This is a genomic window from Arcicella aurantiaca, from assembly GCF_003148625.1.
Lineage (GTDB): Bacteria > Bacteroidota > Bacteroidia > Cytophagales > Spirosomataceae > Arcicella > Arcicella aurantiaca.
Genome location: NZ_QGGO01000008.1, coordinates 149,199 through 174,626, shown reverse-complemented (window position 1 = coordinate 174,626; position 25,428 = coordinate 149,199). Strand labels below are relative to the sequence as shown.

The following is a 25,428-nucleotide window of genomic DNA, read 5'->3' as shown; positions in this document are numbered from 1 at the left end:
TCATGACCGCAGAAATCCACGAAATATTTAAGGAAGAGGCGAAAAAGATAGTTGGAGCTATCGTTCGTCGTGAAAATCATTTTGTCAAAAATACTGTTTTCCCAAGCCTGTTTGGACGTGTGCCAACCCGTTCAGAAATACGAAAAATTAAGAAGTTTCCTTCTGCTCAAAACCCCAATAATACTCATATTCAGTATGAAGGCAATTGGTTGGGAACGCTTACACCACAGGTTGTTAATGAAGTTTTGACCTTTGTTTTTTTTCCAACGCCAACCGCAAATCAAGTGATTTTAAAAGGTAGAGGCACTGGTAAAAAATTTGGTGTTACAAACTTAACTGAAATGGCAAAAGAAACGGCTCATGAAAATTAAGCTTCAAAATATCCCTGAAAGTCTCGACGAATGTAGTCTTACTCAAGTCAAAAAAATACTTGAGATTATAGACCTTGAGCTTGAGAAAGAAGACAGACAGATACAGATTTTTCTAACACTGTTAGAAGGAACATCGTCTGTTTTTCAGAGAGTTAAGATTTTTATCTCGAGTTTTTTTTACAAGCATATTTATGATGTTAGTGAAATGAAATACGAGGTTGCTGATATAGTGCAGCTCATTGATGAAAATATCCTGCTTTATACGCAAAAGATTTCAATGTTCCCTTTTGAAAAGTCTGCAGGTGATTTTCTCCAGAACATGACCTTCAATCAATTTCGTACCGTCGATGCTGAGTATTATAAGATTATCGAAGAGCTTAAAGCAACGGGTCAACTTAATATTTCCGATGAATTTATTTCTGCTCTGTACGATGTGAAGTTTTTTAAGGCTCGAATCAAAAAATATAAGCTTGTCATATTTCACTATTACAGCTCTAACCGAGAACAATTAACACTCGAATTTCCAGAAGTTTTCAATCCTAAAAAGGCTATCAAAACAAAGGAACAATTGACCTACGTTGAAGTTTGGGAAAATATTCTAAATGCAGTCGCCGAGAAACCACAGTTTTATGAAACCGTCGATAATCTCAATGTTCGGTACGTTCTCAAGTATATCAATGAAGCCATTAAATCCGCTGATGCACTCCAAAATAATACCACAAAATGACAGAACAACAATACATATCGTTTCTCAAGCTTTGTGCAGAAAAACACCCACAAATACTGCATAACGACGAAACCAATTACCGTTTTAGTGCTTATGGGGAGGAAATCGTCACGCAAATAGGAGCTGGAGGAGTTCTCAAAATTACCCAACCTTGCCTTATTATATATTGCCAGGAATTTGAGAACACAACAGTTGACTCAGGTCCACAAACCAGAAACTCCATAACTGTCAATTTTGAGATTTGCCAATACGCAGAAGCCAAAGATTTTGTTGCTCAAAAGACAGCCCAAACCATTGCTCAAGTCATTTCAATGGATATTATCAACGAAATGAAAGCTTATTATTTCGAGAACCTTGCACCATTTAATGGTGGCGTAAAACTGTCAGATACCGTTCGAGGAAATAATACTGCAGGTGGCAAAGCTTCATTGTACGGTTACAGAGTAGAATTAACAATTACGTCTCCAGTGTCATCGGGAGAAAATCACACTTTATTTACAGTACAACCATGATTTTCGTAGAAGAACTAAGCAAAATAATGCCAAATGCAAAGCCAACAAGGTTGCATTCGTTCTGTTCAATGTTTCAGCATTTCCAAAGTTTGCACCAAATTATTAATAAGGTTGCAATTGCTCAAATGCTTGCTCAGGTCGCCCATGAGTCTGCTGAACTTACTTACACCCGTGAAATAGCGAGTGGTTCTGCTTATGAAGGCAGAAAAGATTTAGGAAATACCAATGTAGGTGATGGAAAAAAATATAAAGGTCGTGGGTATATCCAATTGACAGGTCGAGATAATTACATTGCATTTACCAAATGGCTTCATAAATATAATCTGTATTCAGGTTTTGACTTCGAACAAACTCCAGAAGCAGTTGGTGATGACCTATGTCTTTCATTCTTAACCATCATTTTCTTCTGGGAAGAAAAAGGATTGTACAACCCAGAAATTTATTACAATTGTGCGAAAACGACTAAGATTATCAACGGCGGTTACAATGGTTTAGAATCCAGAAGTAGATATTTTGAACGTGCTAAAAAGATACTGTCATGAAGAAATTAACCCTATTCCTATGCTTATTAGTAGGTTGTAAGCAAAAAACTGAAGTCAAAAAAACTGACCTACAAATCAAAATTGATTCCCTTAACAAAGTTCAAACCAAATTACAAAATGAAAAAGATTCTATTTCTCGCCCTCCTTACCCCAACGATTCTGCTAAGCGTTCCGAATATTGGCAACGCTCAAGCTTCTGATAACTGTGAAATGAAAGTACGTTGCTCCAAATTAGATTCGGCAGCCGTATTAATCGAAAAAGGGAAAAACTGTGAATATCAACTTGACCTGTACAAGCAAATGCAAGGTCATTATCAAAATTTGACTCGTCTGTATGAAAGTGATAATCTAATGTATGTTGATACACTTTTTAAATTGAGAGTCAAGCTTTATGATTATGAAGGTCTCATAAGATACCAAAAAAAAAAAATAAAGCATAAAAATCAAAAGTTAGGAGGCTCTGTAGCATTCAATATACTCTTGCTACTTCTATTATTATAACGTCCTTTTTTACCAAAAACTACACCTGTAATTTTAAGACAAATAGTTCTACACCCTTAATTCTGCACACTTAGTTACGGCTAAGTGTGCTATTTCTGAAAATGGCTTATATCAAATTCTTCTCAAAAACTCCAAAATCCATCATGGGTTGGATTTTTGTCCTTGGTTCAATGCTCGACGTCCTTGCAACCGTCCAAATTATGGACCACTCACCATACCTCGCTATTTTTATAATGTCGCTCCGTGCAGGAATCGCAAAGTTAGAGGTAATGTACACCACTGGTCTATACATCCAAAACCCTCTAAATACACCTACTACTAATGAATAATCATCATCAATATTCAGACCTCAAATCTGCTTTAGCAGGAGGTTCATTTACTGTTTTTTGCAAAATAGTCGTGTTGGGTAGCTTAACCTTTGGTGACCTTGGTAAAAGCTTCTTGCTTGGTATTGTAGGTGCAGCAGGTGGTTGGTGCTTCAATTTCATTAAGAAAAAATTTTTCAATTAATTGGACTACACACCCGAAATATTAGCATATCTACGAGAATGGGCTACATCAACTGAAAAAATAATTGGAAAAGCCATCGACCGTCAAGGCGTTAAGATTTCAGAACCTGACGAAAAAAACATTCTTATAGAAGTCCTCCAGTCAGGGCTTAATACCCTACGCATTACCATTTCCGCACGTGATGCCCTTCGCTTTGTCGATATGGGTGCTGGTCGTGGATGGCGTAAAGGCGTACCTATGAATTCTATCAGTACAGGCAAAGCAAGAGTGAAAAAGCCAGTCTGGAATAAGCCACTTTTCAAACGCATCGCTCGTCTTCAGGAAGTTGTTACATCGACTCTCATTGAACAGGCTATCCAAGATTTCCCAAACAAACTATAATCTACACCAATGGCTTTCAAGGAAAAAAAAATACAATTAGAGATAGACGTAACTACTCAAAAAGCAGTTAGGGAAATCGCTCGTCTTCAGCATGAATTTTCAGACCTTCAACCCAAAATCGACAAAACTCGAAAAGAAGTTGACAAGGCATCAAAAGCCCTCGAAAAGTTCAAGAAAACCGATAGAAACGAAAACAATGAGGCTTGGAAAAAGGCTTATGATAACTATTATAAGGCTGATAAGGCATACCGTGACCTCAAAAAAACATCCGATAATTACACCGTTTCAATCGAGCGTCAGGTTAAGGAGTTAGGGGTCGCAGGTCTTACAAACAAGGAACTTAACCGTTATTATACCGAGCAAAAAAGAGCTCTTGACGGAGCAATCAGAGGAACAGAGGAATATGAAATAGCCCTTAAAAATCTCCGAAATGCCCAGGAAGAAAGATTCAAACGAAAAGACGATATTGCGGGTGAAAAATCACTAAGTCAGCAACTTAAAGGTGGATTGATGCCCGCTCTTATTGGCGGTGTTGCAGGTGGTGTTGTTGTAGCTGCTCAAGAAGCACTTGCGGGAGTTTTCGGGACTGTCGAAAACATGATTAAGAAGAAAGCTCAATTCGCAAAAGCAATGGGTAATCTTTCGGCAATCACTGGGTTAGACCCCGTAAAAGATGCGAAGGATTTAGAGTTCTATGCTGATGCAGCACGAGCGATGGGGAAAGCATTTTCAGCATCTTCAGTAGAAGTTGTAAATACTATTACGATTGTTGGGTCATTAAAACCTGAACTTCTAAAACAAAAAGAGGCACTTGTTTCTGTAACGAAAGATATTATTACACTTTCTAAAGCTTCAGGTGGAATGCTCTCAATTGAAGATTCCGCAAAAGCAGTTACTGGAGCTTTAAACCAATTCGGAGAAAGTGCATTCCAATCTACCCGTTACATTAATGTAATGGCTGCAGGAGCAAAAGCAGGCTCGTCAGAAATCAATGAAACAGCAGCAGCTTTTAAGGAATCAGGAGCAATACTAAATACTTCAAATATTTCATTTGAAGAGTCAAATGCTCTCGTTCAAGCTTTGTCATCAAAAATGATAAAAGGCTCTGAAGCAGGAACAAATCTAAGAAATATTTTCTCTCGATTACTTACAGGAACTGACGAGTTGAACCCTGCGGTCGTAGGATTAAATACTGCTTTGGATAATTTAGCAAAACTGTCTCCTGCTGAAATTGTTAAGCTTTTTGGTCAAGAATCAGTAGTAGCCGCTATGACCTTGGTTGATATGCGTAAAGAAGTAGCAAAACTTACAAAAGAAGTTACAAATACTTCCGAAGCTACTGACCAGATGGATAAACAACTAAATAACCTTAATGGAGATTTAGACAAGTTTTCTACATCGTGGTCTAATATGTGGCATTCGATGGGAAGTAGTTCTGATGGATTTTGGAGAAAGTTTTTGCAATCTTCAACATCAGCATTGGATTGGATTTCAGATAAAATGAGAAATACAACAATGGTTTATTCAGGAGGGATGATACCGATTGCATTTAAGTACGATTCAAAAGGAGCAGAAAAAGATAAAATAATATCTGCTAATGCACAAAAGAGAGAAAAATGGAATACGACGGCAGGTAAAGATGTAACAGATTCAAATAATTATTGGCTTCAAAATGCAAAAGGAAAAACCATTGATGATAAAAAAATAAATGCTTCTAAAGAAACTGTACGTGTTTCACGTGAGCAAGCTTTAGCCGCTAATAAAGCTTATAATGATGCCTTTTTTAAGGAGAAAGATAAATCATATTACAGTGTCGCTCAAAAGAAAGATGCTGAAAGGAACTTACAAGAATTAGCAGACCTTAAAAACCAAGCTTTAGCCAAACTGAAATTTGCTAAAGAAGAAAGCCAACGTCTTATCAAGAATGCCGATAATAATAAAAAAATCGTTGCGAAAATTAAAGAAGGTCAATTAAGAAAAGAGCAAGAGGATGCCCAAAAAGATAAGGGAAACAAAGGGAAAACCGATGCCGAAAAGTTAGCAGAAAAAAAAGTACAAGCAGAAGCCAATGCCAATGCCAAGATTTTGAAACTTCGTGTTGAGCAAATTGCCAACGAAAACGACAAAAAAGAAGCTCAAATTCGCCTTGAGTATCGTCAGGAAGTTGATGCAGAACAAAAACTCGTTGATGCCAAAGAATTATCTCAAGCAACTTTCGACTCCTGGATAATTGAACGCAATCGAGTTCTTGACAAAGAATTAGCTGATAACGATGCTGATGCCAACAAAAAGGCATTAGAAGCCGCTCAAAAAGTCAATCTTGAATATACCGAAAAGAAGCTAAAAGGGGAGATTAATACCCAAAATAAGGCTCTCAAAAATGCACAGAAAAATGAAGATTTAGCACGTGCAGAATCTATCGAATTATTCATTCTCAAGCTTGATTATGAACTTGCTTTACTTACTGCTAACGCTTCGCAAAAACTCGAAATCGAACGAAAATATCTGGACGATAAAGCCTTAATCGCTCAAAAATATGACGATTTAGCCGTTGACAAGTCCGAAAAGCAGAAAGCCAAAGACGCTAAAATTAAGGCAGATTTAGAGCAAAAACAGCAAAAGGTATATGCCAACATCCAAAAAGGTATTGGCATCACAGGCAATCTTGTAGGTGAGTTTTTCAATATGCAAAGAGCAGGAATTGAAAACGAGCAGATTCAGGAGGATAAGCGATACCAGAAAAAAATCCAGAACCTTGAGTCTCAGAAATCTCAAGGCGTTATTAGTGAGCAAGAGTATCAAGACCAAAAAGCAGCCATTGAACTTGAGCATAATAAAAAATCTGCTGAAATCAAGAAAAAAGCTTGGGAGGCAGACAAGCAAGCTCGTATTGCTCAAATAGTTATTGAAACCGCCAGAGCCGTAGTTGCTTCTTTGCCTAATATCCCTTTGTCTATCATTTCGGGTGTTACAGGTGCAGCACAATTAGCGGTCGCTTTATCTCAAGAGCCACCCAATTTTGATGCTTATGCAAAAGGTGGATTTACTGACAATAAAAGCCCCGACAAATTCAGCAAATTGCCAACGTCCACCGCCAAATGGGCAATTGTCAACGAAGAAGGCCCTGAATTTATCACGAATAATACAGGTGTCAATGCACCTGAGTTCCCGTACATTTTGCCGATACTTCGCAAAATGAACACGGGTCAAACTGTATTTCCTGACCTCAAGAATTTAGCAGCACAAATGCAAGTGCCACAATTCAAAAGAGGGGATTTTACGAGTGCTGCACCAAGTTTCATGGCTTCTACAAATACAGCTCCACAAAATCAGCACGTCGCTGATGCGATGGACGGACTATTATTACAAGCAATTAACCGTCTTAACGATAACTTAGAAACAGGCATACAGTCTTATGTAATGTTCACCCACAAGCACGCTGATGATTTCAACGAATTGTTAACTATTAATCAGGATACCCGTAAACGTGCATCCGCAAATCAAAATGGCAACATCAACAAGTAATTTAACACCAATATTGAGTGCAAGAAATCCACTTTTGTATCCGCTCGCAGTACAAAATGAACCTGCTATTACGCTTCGTCAAGCTGTTATTTATATTCAGTCCGTAGCAGGTGGAGACTTTGATTTGCCGATTAATGCTAATGCTCCGCTCATTACCATTAATCGTAACAATACTTACAACTTCAATTTGCAGGCTATTTTACAAGATAACCCGCATTTTCAGAGCGTAGCACGTCCGAGCCTTTTAAGTTTCACCGCTCAAAAATTAGTTAATTTTTCGTTAGATTATCAAATTCAAAGCAAAATTGTTTCTCAAGATGTCATTACCAAATCGGAAACCTTTACGGCTATTAATGCCAAAATAGCCCGTAAAAAATGGAATGCTGATGGACAAAATGCTCTTAAAAATCGCTTAGGAAATAACGGAATTATGTTTTTGCAAGGAGGTCCACGTTACAGAATTATATCCGAAAGTTCTCATTCATTTCTGTATTTTCTGTTCAACCTTGACCCTTGTCCTGAAGGCGTCGCCGTCGTAGCTGACTTTTTCGATGCTGATTTTTCATCAATCAGCTCTGTCAAGTATTCAGAAATTCACGAACTCAAGCAAAACGATGTCTATCAACTTAATGTATCGCTTCCTAAACTACGAGATATTGTTCCTCCAGACTTTTCACATTATTCCATCACGCTGTATAATGTCAACGAAGCTGGAGTATTAGGTGAACAATTTTCAGAAAGCTTTTTTTTCTATCTCGACGAATCCATAACAGATTTACCAGAGCGAACCATCTACTTCAAAAACCTTTTTGGCGTGTGGGATACCTTCAGAATTTCCGAAGGCATCACCACCACTACCGAATACAGCCGAGAGGTTTTTGCCAATGAAAATCTCGAAACAATTGACAATTCTGTTCAATTGTCCACTAAGCTTGCAATTCCTACGGGTGTATTGTCGCAAGGTTGGCTATCGTATTTATCAGAGGATTTATGTACATCCAAAGATATTTTTTATGTTGATGACACCGAAACCGTCCGTCTTAAAAGTGTTATGCAAAGCCTTGAGACTGATTCTTTCAATCCAAATGAGCAAACTATATTAGAATTTGAAATTGCCCAAAAGACACAATACTAATGTATCTACACTTCATAGACCTTAATTTTCAAGTCTATCTTACCGACGTCGAGATAGAACATACTTTGTCGTCTCCAGTATTCAATCCGCTCTCTGGAGACTGGTCATATCCGTTCACATTTGCGTCATCGCCAACCATTTTGGCAAAATTGGATTATCCAAATTTGGTGAACGTCAACCGTGTGGCCACAATTTCCTACAAAGTATTGTTGTTTGAAGTATCCCTTCAGCTATTTGAAGGAGTGCTTGCTCTCGACTATGCCGACGAAAATATTATTACCGCAACCCTTACCGTAACACCGGGAAATATTGCTCAAGCTTTTTGGCAAAAATCGTTGAATAAGTTTGACATCGGTAAAGACGTTATACCAACTCAAAACCTTAATGCAACACTCTATAAAGTTGATGGTAATTCAAGTGTGGGTGTGGTCTATGATAATTCATTGGGTCGCAATCTTACCGTTGGTATTACTATGCTTGAATGTATTAAGCGAATTTTTCGACCAACCACGCTCCAGATTTATAAAGGCACAGTGCTACTATCTGAAAAGCAAACCGCTCAGTTAGGAGTTACCCCTACGGATACCTCTAATATTCCACTTTTTGTAGAATTTTTAGCGGCTTACAATACCACACAGCAAAACAATGAAGTATTATTCTCGAATAAGCAATTCTTAGCCGTTTCTACGGGCATAAGTACAGACACATTTACGGTCAAATTCTCGTTTCGTGACGGCAATGCAGGCATAACCCAAACAGCCACTTTCATTCTTAATCCCTCGACGGTATCAACCATTACGGATTATCTGGACAATTCCCTAAAAGCCACATGGACAAAACCATACCAATTGCCCGAAATTGACAACACAAAACATTATTCCGAAGACGTGTTCAACGGAACAATTAACAAAACAGATGCAGGGAAAATATTAAGAAATGCCAACGTCATTACCGAAAAAACAAAGTATTCCTTAGTGCCAATGTTGTATTTAGAATTTGTACTCAGGAAGATTTTTAGCCTTGTGGGTTACACCGTCGTAGGGGATTTTTTGCAAAATGTGGACGTGAAAAAGATATTGATTTTCAATTTGTACACGCTTGACAAAATGCTCGACGGTCTCAAATATCCTGTTAATATCTACAATAATACCATCACTTACGCCAATCATTTGCCAGATGTTAAGTTTGGGGATTATCTCCAGTATCTTATCGACCAATTTGGTTTAGTGCTGCACTTTAATTTGTTCGTAAAAACCGTAGAATTAAGTCGTTTCAATACCAATATTTTGAAAGTGGATTATCTTGACCTAACAGGTAGAAGTTCTTATACGAGAAAAATACAATATCGAAAAGCTAAAAAACAGCAATTGAAATGGAATATTTCGGGTGATGCTCTTGCCAAGGAAAACACGGCGCCATACAATCCTATTCCGAGCGATGCTGTCGTTGAAGCCAATAAGGACGATTTCGAAGACTTGCCCTTACAAATACCGGGATTGACCAAAAACGCAAATCGCCCCCAAATTGAAGCTCAATCAATTTCACCGCTATTTGCTCAAGACAAAAATACCTCTCCATTGCGGTTTTTGTTTTGGGACGAAAACAAAGGAAAAATTGAAACAAATACCTTGTCTTTCGACCTCGAAAAAGCAACAGGTATTTATAAGACCTTCAATAAGGCTAAACAAGACTTTAATGATAATACACTCTATTTTGAAATTTCGGCAAAACTTACCCTTCAAGAACTCGTAGAATTTTCGTTTCTACGCAAAATACTCGCCTACGACGTTTTTTGGTTAGCCAGCTCAATATCAGTAAAAATAAGGTCAGACATAAATAAATATGTCGTTGAACTAAAGCTTCGTAGATACATAGGATAGTTTTAACGTCCTTTTTTGAAAATTCCTATGGCAGTTCCTTCGTAGAAAAAAAATACGATGGCAACAATTGATAGAAGTCCTGTAAAGCTCAATTTCAAAATTATTTCGGGTTCAACTATTATTCAAGAATTTCAGTTTTTTGATGTTACAAATCCTGTTGCACCTGTTCCTTTCGATATTAGAAATCTAAATTTTCGTGCTATCGGCGTACACAAACAGTCAGGTTCGATACTTCCAGTGGCTGTTTTTGATGCCAACGTCGTGCACGGTACTGAGGGTGTCCGAAATGGTTTGTGGCTAAAAAAGGACACTACTAATACGATGTTCTTATTCTACGATTGGGTTACCGATTCTGAACAACTTGTCAACGCCGCAGAAGGCGACTACGAATTTACGATTTGGGAAACCGACACGTTGGGCGTAGATGCCTGTGTGTCTGTACTATCTTATAACTGCAGTAAGACCAACACCGTCGATGCTCAGACCAATCAAGACGGAGCAATCATTGTCAATTGCTCTACTACTCAAGTAACAATCAACGTATCAATCAAAATTTTCAACTAATGAGAAATTTTCTTTTTCTATGCTTGCTCCTTAGTATGGGCAGTGCTTTTTCGCAGACCAATAGACAAGTATTGTCTCGTCAAAATGTCAATAATGCCGTATATCGTTTTGCTTATCGCACGGCACAAAAGAAATGCCCAACCTGCGAAGAACCCAAATACGGCTATGACCTTACGACCGATACCCTCGTAGCTCTAATGATTGAGCGAGTACAAAATAATTTGGTACTTACTCCCGACCGTAAAATTATGGTCAAAACCTCAACGCCGATAGAGCTCTACAAAGAGTTCTCCAGTGAGCTGGAAACCGCTACAAACTACACGTGGAAGGGCAAAACAATCTATACACAAAAGATTTACCTTACCTGGGCAAGTCCATCAATACAGTTAGTGTCAGGTGTTGACTATCTCTATTATTACCAAATGGTTGACGTCAATTTCGATGCCAACGGCAACGAAGAACGGAACGTAATTCCAATTGGTCCGCCTGTATATCTCAATCCTACTACCCACACGCTCACGGCTTATCGCCCAGCTCTCACTACTGGTCATTACGGTCAGCGTGCTGAAATCACAATCAATTATACAAAACAATAAATCATGAAAAATCTAATTTTTGCGAGCTTATTAGCTCTTGTTAGTCTCTGCTCTTATGCACAAGAGCAACACGCTGTCTTTTTAGATATGCCCGATTTGACGAAATCACAAGCCACAATGCTAATAGATGGCATCATCAATTATTATCAGTCAAAGCCTGATTCTACAAGTGCCGCAACGTTCAATCGTGTTGCCGAAATCAAAGCTTTTGTTGATAATCCAAATTTGTTAACGATGTCTTTCAGAAATCTACCGAAGAAAGTCGTTGATTTTATCGAACAAAAAGAGTTTCGAGGCTCAATTTTGGAATGGACACCCGAAAAAGATTATTCGTCATCTACGTTTCAATCTGACCAAATGATGATTGATTCTATGCAAAAAAGACTGAATACTGCTAAGAAAGTATTACTCGACAAGATTCAGTTTCAGTGCAAATATTTTCAATTAATTGGTATGCCATGCCCAATATATCCCAGCCCAAACTAATGAGAAAAGGACTTGTTCTTTCGGGCGGCGGTGCAAGGGGCTTGTTCGCTGTCCAAATCTTGAAAAGGATGCGTGACTATGGTTTTGATTTCAAAACCATAAAGTTTATTTCTGGAGTAAGTGTTGGGTCAATAATCGGAGCAATGATTGCCCAGGGCGATATAGACACTATCATTAAGGTATTCCCCACCTTGCGAAATAACGACGTTTACAAGGGTAAAATTTCGACTTTCAACATCGTCAAAAACCGCATACTGGGTAAAAACTATGTGTTAGATATTGAGCCATTGCACGCATTGTTAAGCAAATACATCTCACTTCAGAAGGCAAAAGATAAAGGAATTGTATTCCACATCGGTTTTGTGGACATGAATAGCGGAAAATACCGCACTTGCACACAGTATGATTTTGACACTGATGAAAACTACATTCGTGCCATCATGGCATCGTGTTCTCAACCCGTAATCTGGAAACCTCAGCGATTCTCAACCCATTTTGAAGAGTTTACCAACGCCTCAGATGGCGGTATCATCACCGTTTCGCCTATCAAGTCTGTGTTGCAACACAGACCCGACCAAGTTATAATCATCAACTCGTCGCCCGTAAATCCTACGGTGCATAAAGGTGATTTCACAATGGAGCAAATGTTGCTTCGCACCATTGATTTGGCTGTGGGCGAGAGCTTCGCCAAAGACATGGAACGCTTTAAGGAAATCAATAAAGACCCTTTCAGATTTGTTCCCTCTGTTATTTATCAAACTGATTTGGACGAAGATTCATTGAATTTCGAGGATGAGAATCTAAGAAAATTACGAATTGACAATGCCAATCAAATGTTTTTTAATCCTTTAACTCCTAAACAGTAAACACCCATAAACAAAACAGTATCTACAATTAATGAAAAAATTACTTATCCTTTTACTTATTTCTGTTCAGACGTTTTCACAAGTAAAAAACATTTCTAATGCCACAAGCAAAGACAAAAACAATTACTATTTGCCCAAAAAAGGCTATATAATTAGCTACAACAACATTTTAGGTCATGCCAATTGGGTTGGCTGGACTTTAAAAAAGACTGATATAGGAGTCGAGAAATATCCAGGCGTTTTCTATACGGATATTAGCTTAGGTGCAAACTTCAAGCGGGTTAATCGAAGTTTCTATAGTAACACCCACTACGACAGAGGTCACTTATGTAATTCGCAAGCTCGCACGTCAACAGTCCTGCTAAATAAAGAAACCTACGTGATGACTAACGCCGTGCCTCAAACCCCAAATCTTAACCGAGGAATTTGGAAAAAATATGAGGATTTGTGCCAACTGTGGGCGTTGAACAATGAAAATCTAACCATCTATGCAGGTGGACTTGGTAAGATTGGCACACTCAGTCAACAAAATGTAAACATTCCAGAATTCTATTGGAAGGTAATATTTGGGCATGGTACACAACCGCTTTGCTTGCTATTCAAGAATGACGATAAGACAGTTACCGCAAAAATTGTAGAGCTGAGTTACATACAGTCTAAAACAGGTTATCAATTCTAATTATGAAAAAGCTATTATTCCTATTCGCTTTTGCTACATTATTAATGAGCATGAAAGCAAGTGTTGCAACAATTACCACAGCCCAAACTGGTTATTCAGACGTTCCGAGTACGTTTCAGGGGGGCGTTATCCCTCAAGCTGGAGACATCGTGACTATTCGCCCAGGGGACACGCTCAAGGTTCGCAATCACTTCTACTGTAAGACTATTTCTTACGGTGAAGGTTCTGTCAAAGGTGTATTGTTAATTACCAACTTGTCATACCTACACACAGGTCAATAATGACATTTGATGCAAATAGAGGCTTATTAACTATTAACGAGAAAAAACGAAAGTCTATTCTCGTTAATAATATTGTGTATTTGCAGTCTAATATTAATTACACGGCAATTTACCTGAGAGACGGCAAAATGATATATGTACCATTTTCATTGTCGAAAATTGACCGATTAATTAGCTCAGTTGGTTTTGTACGCATACATCAATCTTACCTTGTCAATGATGATGCCATTGCCGCTATTTGTCCCACAGAAATACATCTTGTCAATAACACTGTTTTGCCCGTCTCAAGACGGCACAAAAAAAACTTGCTATGAAATATCTCTTATTTTTTCTATTGCTTTGCCTAATGAGCTGTACTGAAAAAGTAACTCCGCAGGCATTTAAGTACGTGTCTCCAAAACCGACACAACGTACCACAATCTATACCATCCGCTCAGGAGCATACGAAGACCCAACCGTTTGGAATTTGGGCGTAGTTCCAGAGCCTTACGACGTCGCTGATGTCAACGACAGTATAAGTATTTCGACTATAAGACAATTAAAGGGGCTGAAATCAACCAGAGGTGGGAAATTATATTGCTTGCCAGGGGGAAGTTTAAGTATCTCTCCAAAATATTAAATGTAGTATAACGTTGTGTTAGAGCCTATCAGTAATACTGATAGGCTCTTTTGTTTACTCTCCAAAGAATTCTCGCTCAATCGTCGAATCCTTGACCTTTGCGTACAGTTTCAGTTGACGGCTGCTCTTCCAACCCACAACCTTCTGTATTACCGTTTCACGCATACCTTTCACGTTAAACATATCGTCCACCGCAGTTTTTCGAGAAGTATGGAAAGTTAGATATTTTTCGATACCAACAATTTTGGCAACCTTCCTGATGCCAATATTTGATTTTTGGTTAGACTTGCGTGGGAGGTCCTCCAATGTACCGTATTTGTTTAATATGTCCAGTGCCTTTTCGGACAATGGAATGCGATGTTCAACCTTGGTTTTACCACGTGGGCGATTAATCCATTTTGTGCCGTTCTTGCCCGTTTTCATCATAGAATTCCGCAAACTATTATAGTCACCGTGGCTTAATGACGTTTCGGCACAAAAACGATAAATATCTGCAGTAATTGATAAGTCATCATTTAGGCGACCATCATTTTGAGCGTCCTCAATCTTTTGCAGCTCCGCACGGTCTAAGGAAATGGGCTCTTTGTCAGGAGCATTCTCAATTTTGTAGTCTTCGAGTGGCTTAATTTTGGTGAATCCCTTTTGTTTTGCCCATGTTGTTACAGTTTTGACTAATCGCTTATACTTCGCAATGGTGGAGTCCGCTTGACCTTTCATTATCAAATAATGCTCAAAGTCCAGCATGACAGCCTCAGTAAACTGCTCCGTCCTAAAACCAATCAATTTTCGGTCGATAAGATACTGTACAACTGTATTCCGTTTAGCGATGTATCCATCTACCGTGACCTGTGCCAAACGTCCTACATCAACAAGCTCTTGTTGTTGCTTAATATACAGCCTAAAATGCTCAAGCAACATTTGTTTTTGCTTGCCTTCAGGACGTTTCTCTTCAATTTGTTGTTTCTTATCTTGCCTGTGAATCGCCAAAATATCATTGGGGTCGATAGATTTCAACGTTTGCTCCTGAGCCAGCACGTCTCTGATGCTCTCCATTCTTTTCTCGAAATTCCGTTTGAGAGCCTCTTTCTTAGCAGAATCTTTTCCCTCAAAACATTGGTCTTTTGCATTCCACTGTGATTTTTTGGTTTTGATTCGTGTAGAAATCGGAACAGAATCTTTCCCATCAATTTTTAGGACGCTGTTAATTACGCCATCATCGGTATTGACAGTAGATTTCAGGAAGTAATAATAGAAGTCGAGTTGATTCACTGCAATGAAGTGATAGTTTTTTGCATGATGCGAAATAGTTAAGAATTAATAATGAAAGTTTCTGAACTGTACATCAAGGTTCTTGCCTACTAAAAATTCCTTAGTAAATTCCTTAGTAACGTTTATTAAACGGTCGAAATTTGCCCATAGAGTAGTGTAGGCTATTTTTTTTGAAAAAGGGTTTGTGAGGTGTTTTAAGGCTATTTTAGTTGGTTAGGCACAAAAAAGGCCAACCTGATAAGGTTAGCCTATAATTGAAATTTAATCAGTAGTCCGTACGGGAATCGAACCCGTGTTTCATCCGTGAAAGGGACGTGTCCTAACCCCTAGACGAACGGACCATTTGGGTTATTTCGAATTAGTTAACTTTTGTTTTTTATTTCGTTAACGTTGTTCGTTTTTCGTGATGCAAAGGTACGGCGATTTTTTTGAAACGCAAGCACTTTTGAAGAAAAAAAATCAAAAAAAATGAAAATAAATGTGAAATGGTTGATAATCAAAAGGTTGTGATGGTAACTTTTTTTAACTTTTTTTATATTTTTTTTGAGTCAATTTAAGTGCTTTTTTTGTATATAAATATATTCTAATTTTAAGGTAGAATAATGCCATTTGATTAAGCAAAAAGAATTCACTTTTAGATATGAAAAAAGAAAATACCATTTCCTTGTCGTTAAAAACAACATGGTCAGATATTCAAAATGATAAAGATTTATTAAAAGACTTCGAAATAAGTGTTTTGCCACCTTATATGAATACTTGTCGTTGGTTTGCAGGTAAGGCTCGTTTGCAAGAAAGATTTACTATCAAATTTTCTATGGAAATTCCGATAAAAGATTCTATTGCACTTCTATTTATCGTTGAAGTCAAATATGCTGATGGTGAAACTGAAAATTATTTACTTCCAGTTTCTTTTATTGATTCAACCCAAAGTCAGGAAGTTTCTCCGAAGGGAATCATAACTTTAGCATACATTAATGAAAAACGAGGATTGGTAATTGATGCTATTTATGATGAGCGTTTTCAGCAGGCACTTTTTTCTCATTTAGCTCATGCTGATAGTGTAGGGCAAGAAGAGAATGGAAAGATTGAATTTAATCGTGGTAAAGGACTTTCTGGAGAAGATATTAATGCTCCAATTTTATCGAGAGTTTTGCCTGTCGATTCTTCTAATTCGGCAATGACTTTCAATGATAAATATTTCCTTAAACTTTATCGAAAATTGTTTGAACAAACCAATCCAGAAGTGGATATGGTTGAATTTATTACAGAAAATTCAGATTTTGCTTATATTCCAGCTTTTGCTGGGAGTGTAGTGTGGAAAAGAGATGGGAAGCCTGATGTTACTTTGGGTATGATGCAACGAATGGTTGAAAATAAAGCTGATAGTTGGGTGCAGACGGGCGAACAGCTTGATTCCTTTGTAGATGCTTTTACAGATAAAACTTTTGCGATTAAAGAAGAGGTTTTTGAGCAGGTTGAGCTTTTGGCACAAAGAACCGCTGAAATGCACTTAGCTTTATATGCACCAGAAGCTGATACAATGTTTGCTCCAGAACAATTTAATGATGATTATCGCCAGTTTATTCATAAACGATTATCAGATTTACTCGAAAGAAGGTATAATCTTTTGATTGATAATTATACCAAAATTACCGACCCTGTTACGCAGAAATTAGCATGGGATTTTATGGAGGCGAAGGAATTGATAGATGAATTCGCTAAAGAAATTCTTAGCAGAGAAATAGATTCTCAGCGAATCAGAATACATGGAGACTATCATTTAGGTCAGGTTTTAGCAACTCATAATGATTATATTATTATTGATTTTGAAGGAGAACCTGAAAGTTCAATTACTGACCGTAAAATTAAGCATTCGCCTTTAAAAGACGTTGCAGGAATGATTAGAAGTTATCATTATGCCATATCTGCAAAAATGTTTAATGACCCAGATACGGCAAAATTTGACCCAATGAGAGTACAAACTGCTGCCGACCGTTGGTATAATCTTATTCAACAAACATATATGGAAAAATATTTGGATACTTTTGGGAATCCGCATCCATTGTTTAAGAATAATAATGAAATTAACTTTTTGATGCTAATTTATTTACTGGAAAAAGCCGTTTATGAGCTGGGATATGAAATTAGTTATCGTCCAGATTGGGTAAAAATACCTTTGAAGGGAATTGTAAATGTGATTCGAGAGATTGAAAAACTCAGAATGTGATTTTAAATATGAATTATGAGGTATGAATTGTGAAATAAATGGAACTCAAATTTTGATAAAGCTCTTTTTCATAACTCATAACTCATAACTCATAACTCATAACTCATAAGGTTACGCACCCCGCTCAACTCATAACATCTATCTAAGTTCTGAAAGAGTTGGTAAAATTAAATCCTTTTCGGAAACAATTGGATTTTCGATACCCCATTCAATATTAAGGGCAGGGTCATTATATAAAATACCTGATTCTGCTCCTTTATTCCAAAAGTCAGTACATTTATAAACAAAAATTGTTTCTTCAAGTGCCACAAAACCATGTGCAAAACCAACTGGAACAAAAAGCATATTGCCAATAGCTGAATCTAAAATGAATTTTGCGTGTTGTCCAAATGTTGGAGAATCTTTGCGAATGTCAACAACTACGTCCATTACTTTCCCTGTCATACATCTTACCAACTTTCCCTGTCCGTGTGGTTCGTATTGAAAATGTAGTCCACGAATTACACCTTTCTTAGACCATGAATAATTGTCTTGTACAAAATCATGAGGAATGCCATTTGCAGTAAAAAGATTCTTGTTATAAGATTCATAAAAATGACCTCTGTCATCGGCAAATTTTGTAGGAATACACTCAATTAAGCCTTTTATTTCGTGGGGTTTGAATTGCATCGGGGATAAATAATGATTTATTTGAATTAATAATCTTTGATTTTGACTACTAAGAGATTAATATTGTTCACGAAATTAATCTTATTCCTAAGATTAAGCAAATAAAGGGTTTCAATTTTCGGTATTGCTTTGTCGATGTTCGAGAATTGAAACTTCTAAAATCATAGTAACATATTTATACGGTTGTCGAATTTCTAATCTCGAACATCGAAACAAGCAATGACTAAAGCTCAATTATTTGACCAAATCAAACAAAAAAAATCATATCTCTGCGTAGGTTTAGATACTGATATTCAGAAAATTCCACAACATTTATTAGTTGAAAAAGACCCAATATTTGAGTTTAATCGCCAAATTATTGATGCTACTCATCAATTTGCGGTAGCATATAAGCCTAATATTGCTTTTTATGAAGCAATGGGAGCGAAGGGCTGGGAAAGTCTTCAAAAAACGATGGAATATATTCCCAAAGAATGTTTTACTATTGCTGATGCAAAACGTGGAGATATAGGTAATACATCTGGACTTTATGCAAGAGCATTTTTTGATAAAAACTCATCTGGACTTGATTTTGATTCTGTAACTGTTGCTCCATATATGGGAGCTGATTCTGTTACTCCTTTCCTTGACTTTCCGAATAAATGGGTGATTTTGCTGGCTCTTACCTCAAATGGTGGGAGTAAAGACTTTCAAAATTTACGTTTAGAAGATAATAAACAACTTTTTGAGGAGGTAATCAGAAAGTCGCAAGAATGGGCAACTGACGAACAATTAATGTATGTTGTGGGGGCAACCAAAGCAGATATGCTCACGCATATACGTACTTTAGCTCCCGAACATTTTTTGTTAGTACCGGGTGTTGGAGCTCAAGGTGGAAGTTTAGAAGAGGTTTCAAAATACGGTATGAATTCTCATTGTGGATTATTGGTTAATTCTTCAAGAGGAATTATCTATGCTTCGACTGATAAAGATTTTGCTAAAGTTGCAGGAGAGGAAGCTCAGAAAGTGCAAGTCGAGATGGAGAAATACCTGAATTTATATTTGTCTTAAACATTCACAGATTAAATGGAATTAACACCTGACGTAAAAATAGCTCCTGCCCCTTGGCATTTAACAGGCAATGCTTACATAATGATTTACAAATTCTCCAAAGAATTCGTAGAGAAACAAGGCTTTTTGTCTCATTATCAGAAAGATAGGTTTTTGGGTTATGTAGGTACAGTTATGTTGGTTGACTATAAAACGTCGGGTGTTGGGGTATATCAGGAATTATTATTTATTCCGGGAATGTTTACGTTTGATTGGAAGAAAGTATTTTCTATTTCCAAAATTTACGTTTCCAGTCGAGATAGTGTTTATAACGGTATTCAAAATTGGGGAATCCCGAAAGAATATGCCGATTTTGATTGGCAACAAAACCCAGACGGAACAGAAGATATTGCTGTAAAATTAGAAGGAGAGTCGTTTTTTAAGGCTAAATTCTCAAAAGGTTTTATTCCTTTTCCGCTTACGACTTCCATTTTGCCAATAACAGTTGTTCAGAAGCTTCATAAGGATTTATTTATCACCAATCCGACTGCTAAAGGGAAAGCTACATTCTCTAAATTAAAGTCGGTGGAGGTCAATGAAAGCCTTTTTCCAGATATTTCTAATGCTTCACCTTTATTAACCATGAAGGTCGAAAATTTTGAAATGACTTTTAATGAGCCAATTGTGAAGAAAAATTATTTTGTAACTGATTAGCGTTTTATTTGCCCATTCATTCCATGCAGATTGCCCATAAAAATATCATTGTAACAGGAGCTGCTTCTGGAATTGGAAAAGCTTTAATACTTCAATTAGTAGATTTTGAAGGGGCTAAAATAATAGCGGTTGATTTACATCCAATTGAGGCTTCTTCCGATAAAATAACGACTTTTATTTGTGATTTATCACAACAAACAGAAGTTGACCGACTTTTTGATTTTGCTCTCACACAGTTTCAAACCATTGATATTTTTATTGCCAATGCGGGTTTTGCATATTATGAAGAAATTTCAAAGCCTGATTGGCAACGAATAGAGAATATTTTTCAAGTAAATGTATTTTCGCCGATATATTCTTTTCAAAAAATGAAAGAATTGAACGTTGGTCGAGCATATTTTGTGATGATAACTTCTTCTGCCATGGCGAAGTTGGCAATTCCGGGTTATGCTCTTTATGGAGCTACCAAAGCTGCTCTTGATAGGTTTGAAGCTGCTTATCGTTTTGAGAATCAGGACTTAGGTCGTCTTTCTTTGATTTATCCTATTGCAACAAAAACTAATTTCTTTAAATCTTCAACTCATTTCTCAAATCTTAATATTCCTATCCCTTTTCCTGCTCAGATGCCTGAAGACGTTGCCAACGCAATGATAAAAGGTATTCTTCAAAACAAAACGCATATTTTTCCTTCCAAATTATTCCAAATTGGCAGATTTCTTCAAAAATTATTTGAAATCATCGTTTTGCCTTACCAATATTTTTACGCTAAAGAATTGAAAAAGTGGCTTCACGAAAAAAAATAAAAAATATTTTTTGCCATTTTTTGCCTTCACTTTTATGTTGATTGAAAAAAAAGTACGACAAGCGACATAAAAGAATGATGCCTTTTTTCTCGAAAAAATTATATAAAAATCTTGTTACTTGCGGTGTGACTTTCTTTTAAAGTTGCCGTTATAAATACGGATACAGAATAATACAACAAACTTATCGACGAGGAAAAGACCTCTGAATAAGCTGAAAATTAAGAAGAAACGCCTTTGGCGGAAGGAGTTTCTATTGATTTTTAAATTTATAAGTGTTAACAAAAAGATTATTTGCTGTGAGTGGCGGCTCGTCAGTAAAAATCGTAATTTGTCTAAGAAGTTTATAAGTAGATTAGCTCTCGGGATAACCCGAACCCTTAAAAATGACCCCAAAAGTGAAAACTTTTGGGGTTTTATGTTATTTGGCATGAAACTTGACAAATGGTAATTTTGGGAGGAGGGACTTTCAAAGTGCTATTCCCTATTTTAAGTATTTTTTTCTCCTACTAACCTTTTTTTGGTAACTCTCAGATTTTTAAAAACTTCCATATTTTTATTATTGACTTTTATTTAAAATTGCTTTTTTGGCATAATATTTGAAGTATTTCTATTACTCAGCGACATTCCGCCAAATGTTAGGATGAGAAAAACTTTGCTCCTGTCTAAGTGGCTTTGCATATTTTTCTTCTTTGTTTTAAATCCTTATAACTTTCTTGGCATTTGTTCCGTCTGGTTCAAAATGAATCGTCGTGTCGCTGTTATTCAATTGAATATCGAAACACAGTATATAGATATTTGAATACGTAAGGCCGCCACTTTATTTATTCACCTTTTGAGGCGTAGTCCGCCAACTACGTTTCAGTTCTGGTAACTGAGCCGCCACTTAGTTGCCTCTTTAATTAATTAAATTTTTAACATTTTTTCCGCCAAGTAACATGAGACAAGATTCCAACAATTCATTGCAATAAAGCAGAGATTGGAGGAGTGTTGTCTTTTTGTATTTACATGACATTTTAGCGATTATCAAAATTTGATATTTAAGACATTCAAGCCGTAGAGCTTGCGGGTTTTCCCGAAAGATAACTACTTAGGCGGATTGCGTAAAGGCTCGGAGCTATGCACTGAGTCTTTATTTTTTTATATGGACATACGTAAAGTGCCTAAAAGCTGTATTAGAAGGAGAAAATTGATTATGAGATTTTAGAGTGTATTCTTGAAATATTACAACAAAGTATTTTCTTTAATCTTAATGTTTTATCTGCGATGGTAACAAAATGCTACGATACTTTATGATAAACGTTATTAAAATAGTGTTTAAAAGTGATTTTTTGGAGGGTGAACGCTTAAAGTGAAAAAATTCGCATCAGATTTTTGATACTTATGGAACATAATGTTTTTTCGTGTAATTCTTGGAAAAATTATATAGTAAAAGTTTTTTTGACTCTGAATGTATGTTAATTTTGTAGAGTCAAACAACGAATTTATGGCGGTAATGAAGTTGAAAGACAAGATTCGAGGAAAGTTTTAGTTTTAGAATTTATGGCGGTAAGTGATGAAACTGAAATTTTCCACCAAGAATCAAAAGCGTAAGGAAAACGATTTTGCCTAAGAATACTTTAAAAATAACCCTAAGTCCATAAAAAAATAAAAACCCTTGAATTGGCGGATTCAAGGGTTTTTTTGTGCCTATCTTTTTAGCTCTTCCAATATTTCTTTAAATTATAACTGAAAGTAAGCATAAAGAATTGTTGTAGTACATTCGACTGTGAATCTTCAATGTAAGTTGTCGTAATATTTCTTTGAATACTTGTATTTAATTTCAGTAAGTCGAAAATCGATAGCCTGATTTCTCCTTGTTGTTTGGCAAATACTTTTTTCCCAATTGCCATATTCCAAAGCGTGTAAGCTTGATTGAAAGATGACGAAAGTCCAGAATATGAGTAGTAAGTGGCATCTGTATTGAAAACTATTCCTTTCCAGAAAATAATATTTAGTCTTACTTTTAAATTTTGATTGAAATAGTTATTGTTCAAACTCGATGAAATTGTGTTTTGAACGTAACTGAGATTTGAATTAGAAGAAATGGTAAAATCTACATTTGGACTAATATTACTACTTAAAACTAAACCGAAAGTATATTTTTGAGCATCGCTATAATTAAGAACAGTGTTTATTAAACCCGGTGTACGGCTGAAATTTGCCGTAATATTGGTGTTAATATTCATTTTAAGGGCTTTTACAGGAAATCCGTAAGACATAAATCCTCTAATGGAATATTGCCCATCTAAATTAACGGGACGAGATAATTGTGAGCCTGCTTTTAGCGTAATTTCTTTACTGATTACGGTGTCTCTGGTGGCAATAAAACTGCTATTAGTGATGTTCCCTTTTACAAAATTGGCACTCATTAAGGTGACAAAATTTGAAAAAGTAGTTGGACTTGTCGCCGTGTAACGTAATGACAATTGATGTTGATATTCTTGTGATAATGATGAATTCCCCGTTGAAAGTCTCAGTGGATTATTGTTATTTACTACCTCTTGTAACTGACTAATACTTGGTTGTTGCGTTTGTGTTTGATAGTTGAATCGCAAAGATTTTGCACTGCCATCTATGTTATAACGCATTGAAAAAGAGGGTAATATGTTGTTGAATGATTTGTCGAGATTATATACCTTAGGGAATATTTGTTCGTTCATTAAATGGGCGTTTTGGTATCTGATTTCGGCGGAAATATTCATTGCCTTTGAGAATTGTCTGAATCCCGTTCCGACTCTGTAATTATAATAATCGCTATTGAAAACATTACTTAAAAGGGTGTCTAAACGATTATATTTTTGCTCTGAATCTGAGAAATTGTACGCATATTTTTCAGATTGATTTTCATTATACCCAAAACTTGTACTGACAAAAACGGAACTTTGTTTACTCAAAGGTTCTGAATAATATAAATTTGAAGAGAACCCTAAGCCTTTAGCATCGGTATTTGAATTTTGATTTAAAATTTTTGATGAAGGATTTGCTCCATAAAAATTATTGGTTGACCTCAATTCATTATTAGCATTACGGTCGTTGTAAGTTGTGGTAATATTTAAGGTCAAAGCTCGTCCCATTTTGGCAAAGCGGTGACGAAATAAGATATTATTTGAAAAATTAACGGCATTGTTAGAGCTAATATTTCTATTGATAACGTCGTTTAATTTACTGGTCGGAAGTTTGGTTACGCCATCATAACCCGAGTTTGCTTCAGTATTTTGAAAACTAAGATTTGGTGTGAAAATCAAGGAATTTCGGTCATCAATTTTATATTCTAATCTAAAATACGCTCTGTGATTTAAGCTTTTTGTGCTTGAATTGCTTGATTCTGTATAAGTTTGACCAGTATTATTGCTCTGGATATATTGCTGAAAGGTGCTTTCGATGATTGAATTGTTAGCCTGATTTAAGAAATAACTACCTTGAAACTTCAATTTTGTTCCCCATTCATTTGAATAGTTTAATCCTAAAGCATTGGTCGTATTATAACCAGGTTGATTATTTACTAAGAAATTACCAGAATTATCGGTGCTACCACCGCCTTGTCCACCACCACGATTTCCACCACCGCCGCCACCACCTCTGCGAGATTGTGCAGAACCGCTGGAAACACCAATTAAATCCTCTGAAGAAAAATTTTGTTGATTGATATTATTTGCTTGAAATAAAACCGTCAGACGGCTATTCCCTTTAAAACGATTGATACTTGCGTTGCCTTTGTAGGTATCATTTGTGCCTATGCCTATTGAATTTCTCCCAAAAAGACCATTTCTCATGTCTGGGCGAGTGGTAATGTTTACGGTTTTTGTGGTGTTGCCATCATCTAAACCTGTCAATTGAGATTGTTCACTAAGTTGGTCGAATACTTGAATCTTATCAATTACCTCTGCTGGGATATTTTTCATGGCAGCGGTGGCATCTTTCCCGAAAAAAAGCTTTCCGTCAATCATGACTTGTTTAACTTCTTCTCCTTGAATTTGCATTTTACCATTGTCGATAACTGCTCCCGGTATTTTTTCAATTAATTCATCGGCATTGGCATCTGGATTTACCTTATACGCTTTAGCATTAAATTGAAGGGTATCTTTTTTCTGAATAACGGCAGCCACTTGCCCTACAATTTTTACTTCATTAAGCACTTGGCTGTCTTCTATCAAATAAATAGAATCAACTTTAACAGGTTCATCGCCAGATACTTGAATGTTTTTGCGAAACTCTTGATAACCCAAGAAAGAAACTCTAAGAGAATAATTGCCTCTTCGGACTGGAGATATTTGAAATTTGCCCATTGCATCAGTTGGAATTGTTCTCTTGCGAGAAGAATCAGCAAGATTTACCAACGAAACATACGCACTTCGTAAAGTTTTTTGAGTTGCCAATTCCCGAACCTCGCCACTTACAGAAGTTTGTGCGATTAAAATGGAGGTGCTGAACGTAAATAAGAGTAATAAAAGAAATTGTTTTTTCATGTTTTGAAATATTATATTCAAGCTTATAAGATAATTG

At 36.5% G+C, this 25,428-nt stretch carries 25 protein-coding genes and 1 tRNA gene; 22 read left to right on the top strand and 4 right to left on the bottom strand.

What is annotated here, in order from left to right; translation table 11 throughout:
• Positions 1 to 2: 2 nt before the first annotated feature.
• The 18 genes from LV89_RS09935 to LV89_RS09840 all read left to right on the top strand — a co-directional run bounded on the left by LV89_RS09935 (position 3) and on the right by LV89_RS09840 (position 14,175).
• Entirely contained in the window at positions 3 to 371 is a 369-nt protein-coding gene (locus LV89_RS09935) for a hypothetical protein (RefSeq protein ID WP_109742736.1), read from the top strand.
• Positions 361 to 1,098: a hypothetical protein gene (locus LV89_RS09930; protein WP_109742735.1), complete on the top strand. Its 738-nt coding sequence runs from the start codon at positions 361 to 363 to the stop codon at positions 1,096 to 1,098. The genes LV89_RS09935 and LV89_RS09930 overlap by 11 nt, the downstream gene beginning before the upstream one ends.
• Positions 1,095 to 1,610, top strand: coding sequence for a hypothetical protein (locus tag LV89_RS09925; RefSeq protein WP_109742734.1), 516 nt, complete (start codon positions 1,095 to 1,097; stop codon positions 1,608 to 1,610). Before LV89_RS09930 ends, LV89_RS09925 begins: the two co-directional genes overlap by 4 nt.
• Entirely contained in the window at positions 1,607 to 2,152 is a 546-nt protein-coding gene (locus LV89_RS09920; protein ID WP_109742733.1) for a glycoside hydrolase family 19 protein, read from the top strand. Before LV89_RS09925 ends, LV89_RS09920 begins: the two co-directional genes overlap by 4 nt.
• A gap of 117 nt (positions 2,153 to 2,269) precedes the next feature.
• Positions 2,270 to 2,653, top strand: a complete 384-nt coding sequence (locus tag LV89_RS09910; protein WP_146199125.1) for a hypothetical protein — start codon at positions 2,270 to 2,272, stop codon at positions 2,651 to 2,653.
• 321 nt (positions 2,654 to 2,974) lie between these two features.
• Positions 2,975 to 3,163 carry a hypothetical protein gene (locus tag LV89_RS09900; protein ID WP_109742729.1) on the top strand — a complete coding sequence of 63 codons (189 nt, stop codon included), beginning with the start codon at positions 2,975 to 2,977 and terminating at the stop codon, positions 3,161 to 3,163.
• On the top strand, positions 3,164 to 3,544 hold the full coding sequence (locus tag LV89_RS09895) for a hypothetical protein (protein ID WP_109742728.1): 381 nt from the start codon (positions 3,164 to 3,166) through the stop codon (positions 3,542 to 3,544). It begins immediately after the preceding gene.
• Positions 3,545 to 3,553: 9 nt separating this feature from the next.
• A complete protein-coding gene (locus LV89_RS09890; RefSeq protein ID WP_109742727.1) occupies positions 3,554 to 7,069 on the top strand; it encodes a phage tail tape measure protein in 3,516 nt (1,171 codons plus the stop codon).
• Positions 7,050 to 8,204: a hypothetical protein gene (locus tag LV89_RS09885; RefSeq protein WP_109742726.1), complete on the top strand. Its 1,155-nt coding sequence runs from the start codon at positions 7,050 to 7,052 to the stop codon at positions 8,202 to 8,204. Before LV89_RS09890 ends, LV89_RS09885 begins: the two co-directional genes overlap by 20 nt.
• Positions 8,204 to 10,084 (top strand): hypothetical protein, encoded by a 1,881-nt coding sequence (locus tag LV89_RS09880; protein ID WP_109742725.1) that lies wholly within the window; start codon positions 8,204 to 8,206, stop codon positions 10,082 to 10,084. Before LV89_RS09885 ends, LV89_RS09880 begins: the two co-directional genes overlap by 1 nt.
• Before the next feature lie 57 nt (positions 10,085 to 10,141).
• Entirely contained in the window at positions 10,142 to 10,648 is a 507-nt protein-coding gene (locus LV89_RS09875) for a hypothetical protein (RefSeq protein ID WP_109742724.1), read from the top strand.
• Positions 10,648 to 11,244: a hypothetical protein gene (locus LV89_RS09870; protein WP_146199124.1), complete on the top strand. Its 597-nt coding sequence runs from the start codon at positions 10,648 to 10,650 to the stop codon at positions 11,242 to 11,244. Before LV89_RS09875 ends, LV89_RS09870 begins: the two co-directional genes overlap by 1 nt.
• 3 nt (positions 11,245 to 11,247) lie before the next feature.
• Positions 11,248 to 11,730, top strand: coding sequence for a hypothetical protein (locus tag LV89_RS09865; protein WP_146199123.1), 483 nt, complete (start codon positions 11,248 to 11,250; stop codon positions 11,728 to 11,730).
• Positions 11,730 to 12,596 carry a patatin-like phospholipase family protein gene (locus LV89_RS09860; protein ID WP_158279557.1) on the top strand — a complete coding sequence of 289 codons (867 nt, stop codon included), beginning with the start codon at positions 11,730 to 11,732 and terminating at the stop codon, positions 12,594 to 12,596. The genes LV89_RS09865 and LV89_RS09860 overlap by 1 nt, the downstream gene beginning before the upstream one ends.
• Positions 12,597 to 12,627: 31 nt before the next feature.
• Positions 12,628 to 13,275 carry a DNA/RNA non-specific endonuclease gene (locus tag LV89_RS09855; protein ID WP_109742720.1) on the top strand — a complete coding sequence of 216 codons (648 nt, stop codon included), beginning with the start codon at positions 12,628 to 12,630 and terminating at the stop codon, positions 13,273 to 13,275.
• 2 nt (positions 13,276 to 13,277) lie between these two features.
• Positions 13,278 to 13,556, top strand: coding sequence for a hypothetical protein (locus LV89_RS09850; protein ID WP_146199122.1), 279 nt, complete (start codon positions 13,278 to 13,280; stop codon positions 13,554 to 13,556).
• The gene (locus LV89_RS09845) at positions 13,556 to 13,870 is read left to right on the top strand and encodes a LytR/AlgR family response regulator transcription factor (protein WP_109742718.1); all 315 of its coding nucleotides are present in this window, start codon (positions 13,556 to 13,558) and stop codon (positions 13,868 to 13,870) included. The genes LV89_RS09850 and LV89_RS09845 overlap by 1 nt, the downstream gene beginning before the upstream one ends.
• Positions 13,867 to 14,175: a hypothetical protein gene (locus LV89_RS09840; protein ID WP_146199121.1), complete on the top strand. Its 309-nt coding sequence runs from the start codon at positions 13,867 to 13,869 to the stop codon at positions 14,173 to 14,175. Before LV89_RS09845 ends, LV89_RS09840 begins: the two co-directional genes overlap by 4 nt.
• Before the next feature lie 54 nt (positions 14,176 to 14,229).
• Here LV89_RS09840 and LV89_RS09835 read toward each other — a convergent pair whose 3' ends face one another.
• Together LV89_RS09835 and LV89_RS09830 are read right to left on the bottom strand one after the other, a co-directional pair.
• A complete protein-coding gene (locus LV89_RS09835; protein ID WP_109742716.1) occupies positions 14,230 to 15,444 on the bottom strand; it encodes a tyrosine-type recombinase/integrase in 1,215 nt (404 codons plus the stop codon).
• Positions 15,445 to 15,713: 269 nt separating this feature from the next.
• Positions 15,714 to 15,785, bottom strand: a tRNA-Glu gene (locus LV89_RS09830).
• A gap of 299 nt (positions 15,786 to 16,084) precedes the next feature.
• On the opposite strand from LV89_RS09830, the gene LV89_RS09825 reads away from it, so the two are divergent.
• Positions 16,085 to 17,671 (top strand): putative maltokinase, encoded by a 1,587-nt coding sequence (locus tag LV89_RS09825; protein ID WP_109742715.1) that lies wholly within the window; start codon positions 16,085 to 16,087, stop codon positions 17,669 to 17,671.
• 138 nt (positions 17,672 to 17,809) lie between these two features.
• Here LV89_RS09825 and rfbC read toward each other — a convergent pair whose 3' ends face one another.
• Entirely contained in the window at positions 17,810 to 18,340 is a 531-nt protein-coding gene (gene rfbC / locus LV89_RS09820; protein WP_109742714.1) for a dTDP-4-dehydrorhamnose 3,5-epimerase, read from the bottom strand.
• 219 nt (positions 18,341 to 18,559) lie between these two features.
• On the opposite strand from rfbC, the gene pyrF reads away from it, so the two are divergent.
• Genes pyrF through LV89_RS09805 form a run of 3 tightly spaced genes read left to right on the top strand, consistent with a single transcriptional unit; the run spans position 18,560 to position 20,886 of the window.
• The gene (gene pyrF, locus LV89_RS09815) at positions 18,560 to 19,390 is read left to right on the top strand and encodes an orotidine-5'-phosphate decarboxylase (protein ID WP_109742713.1); all 831 of its coding nucleotides are present in this window, start codon (positions 18,560 to 18,562) and stop codon (positions 19,388 to 19,390) included.
• A gap of 15 nt (positions 19,391 to 19,405) precedes the next feature.
• Entirely contained in the window at positions 19,406 to 20,083 is a 678-nt protein-coding gene (locus tag LV89_RS09810; protein WP_109742712.1) for a hypothetical protein, read from the top strand.
• A 23-nt stretch (positions 20,084 to 20,106) separates the two neighbouring features.
• Positions 20,107 to 20,886 (top strand): SDR family NAD(P)-dependent oxidoreductase, encoded by a 780-nt coding sequence (locus LV89_RS09805; RefSeq protein ID WP_109742711.1) that lies wholly within the window; start codon positions 20,107 to 20,109, stop codon positions 20,884 to 20,886.
• A gap of 1,694 nt (positions 20,887 to 22,580) precedes the next feature.
• Here the strand turns inward: LV89_RS09805 and LV89_RS09800 are convergent.
• Positions 22,581 to 25,391 (bottom strand): outer membrane beta-barrel protein, encoded by a 2,811-nt coding sequence (locus tag LV89_RS09800; protein WP_109742710.1) that lies wholly within the window; start codon positions 25,389 to 25,391, stop codon positions 22,581 to 22,583.
• Positions 25,392 to 25,428: the final 37 nt, after the last annotated feature.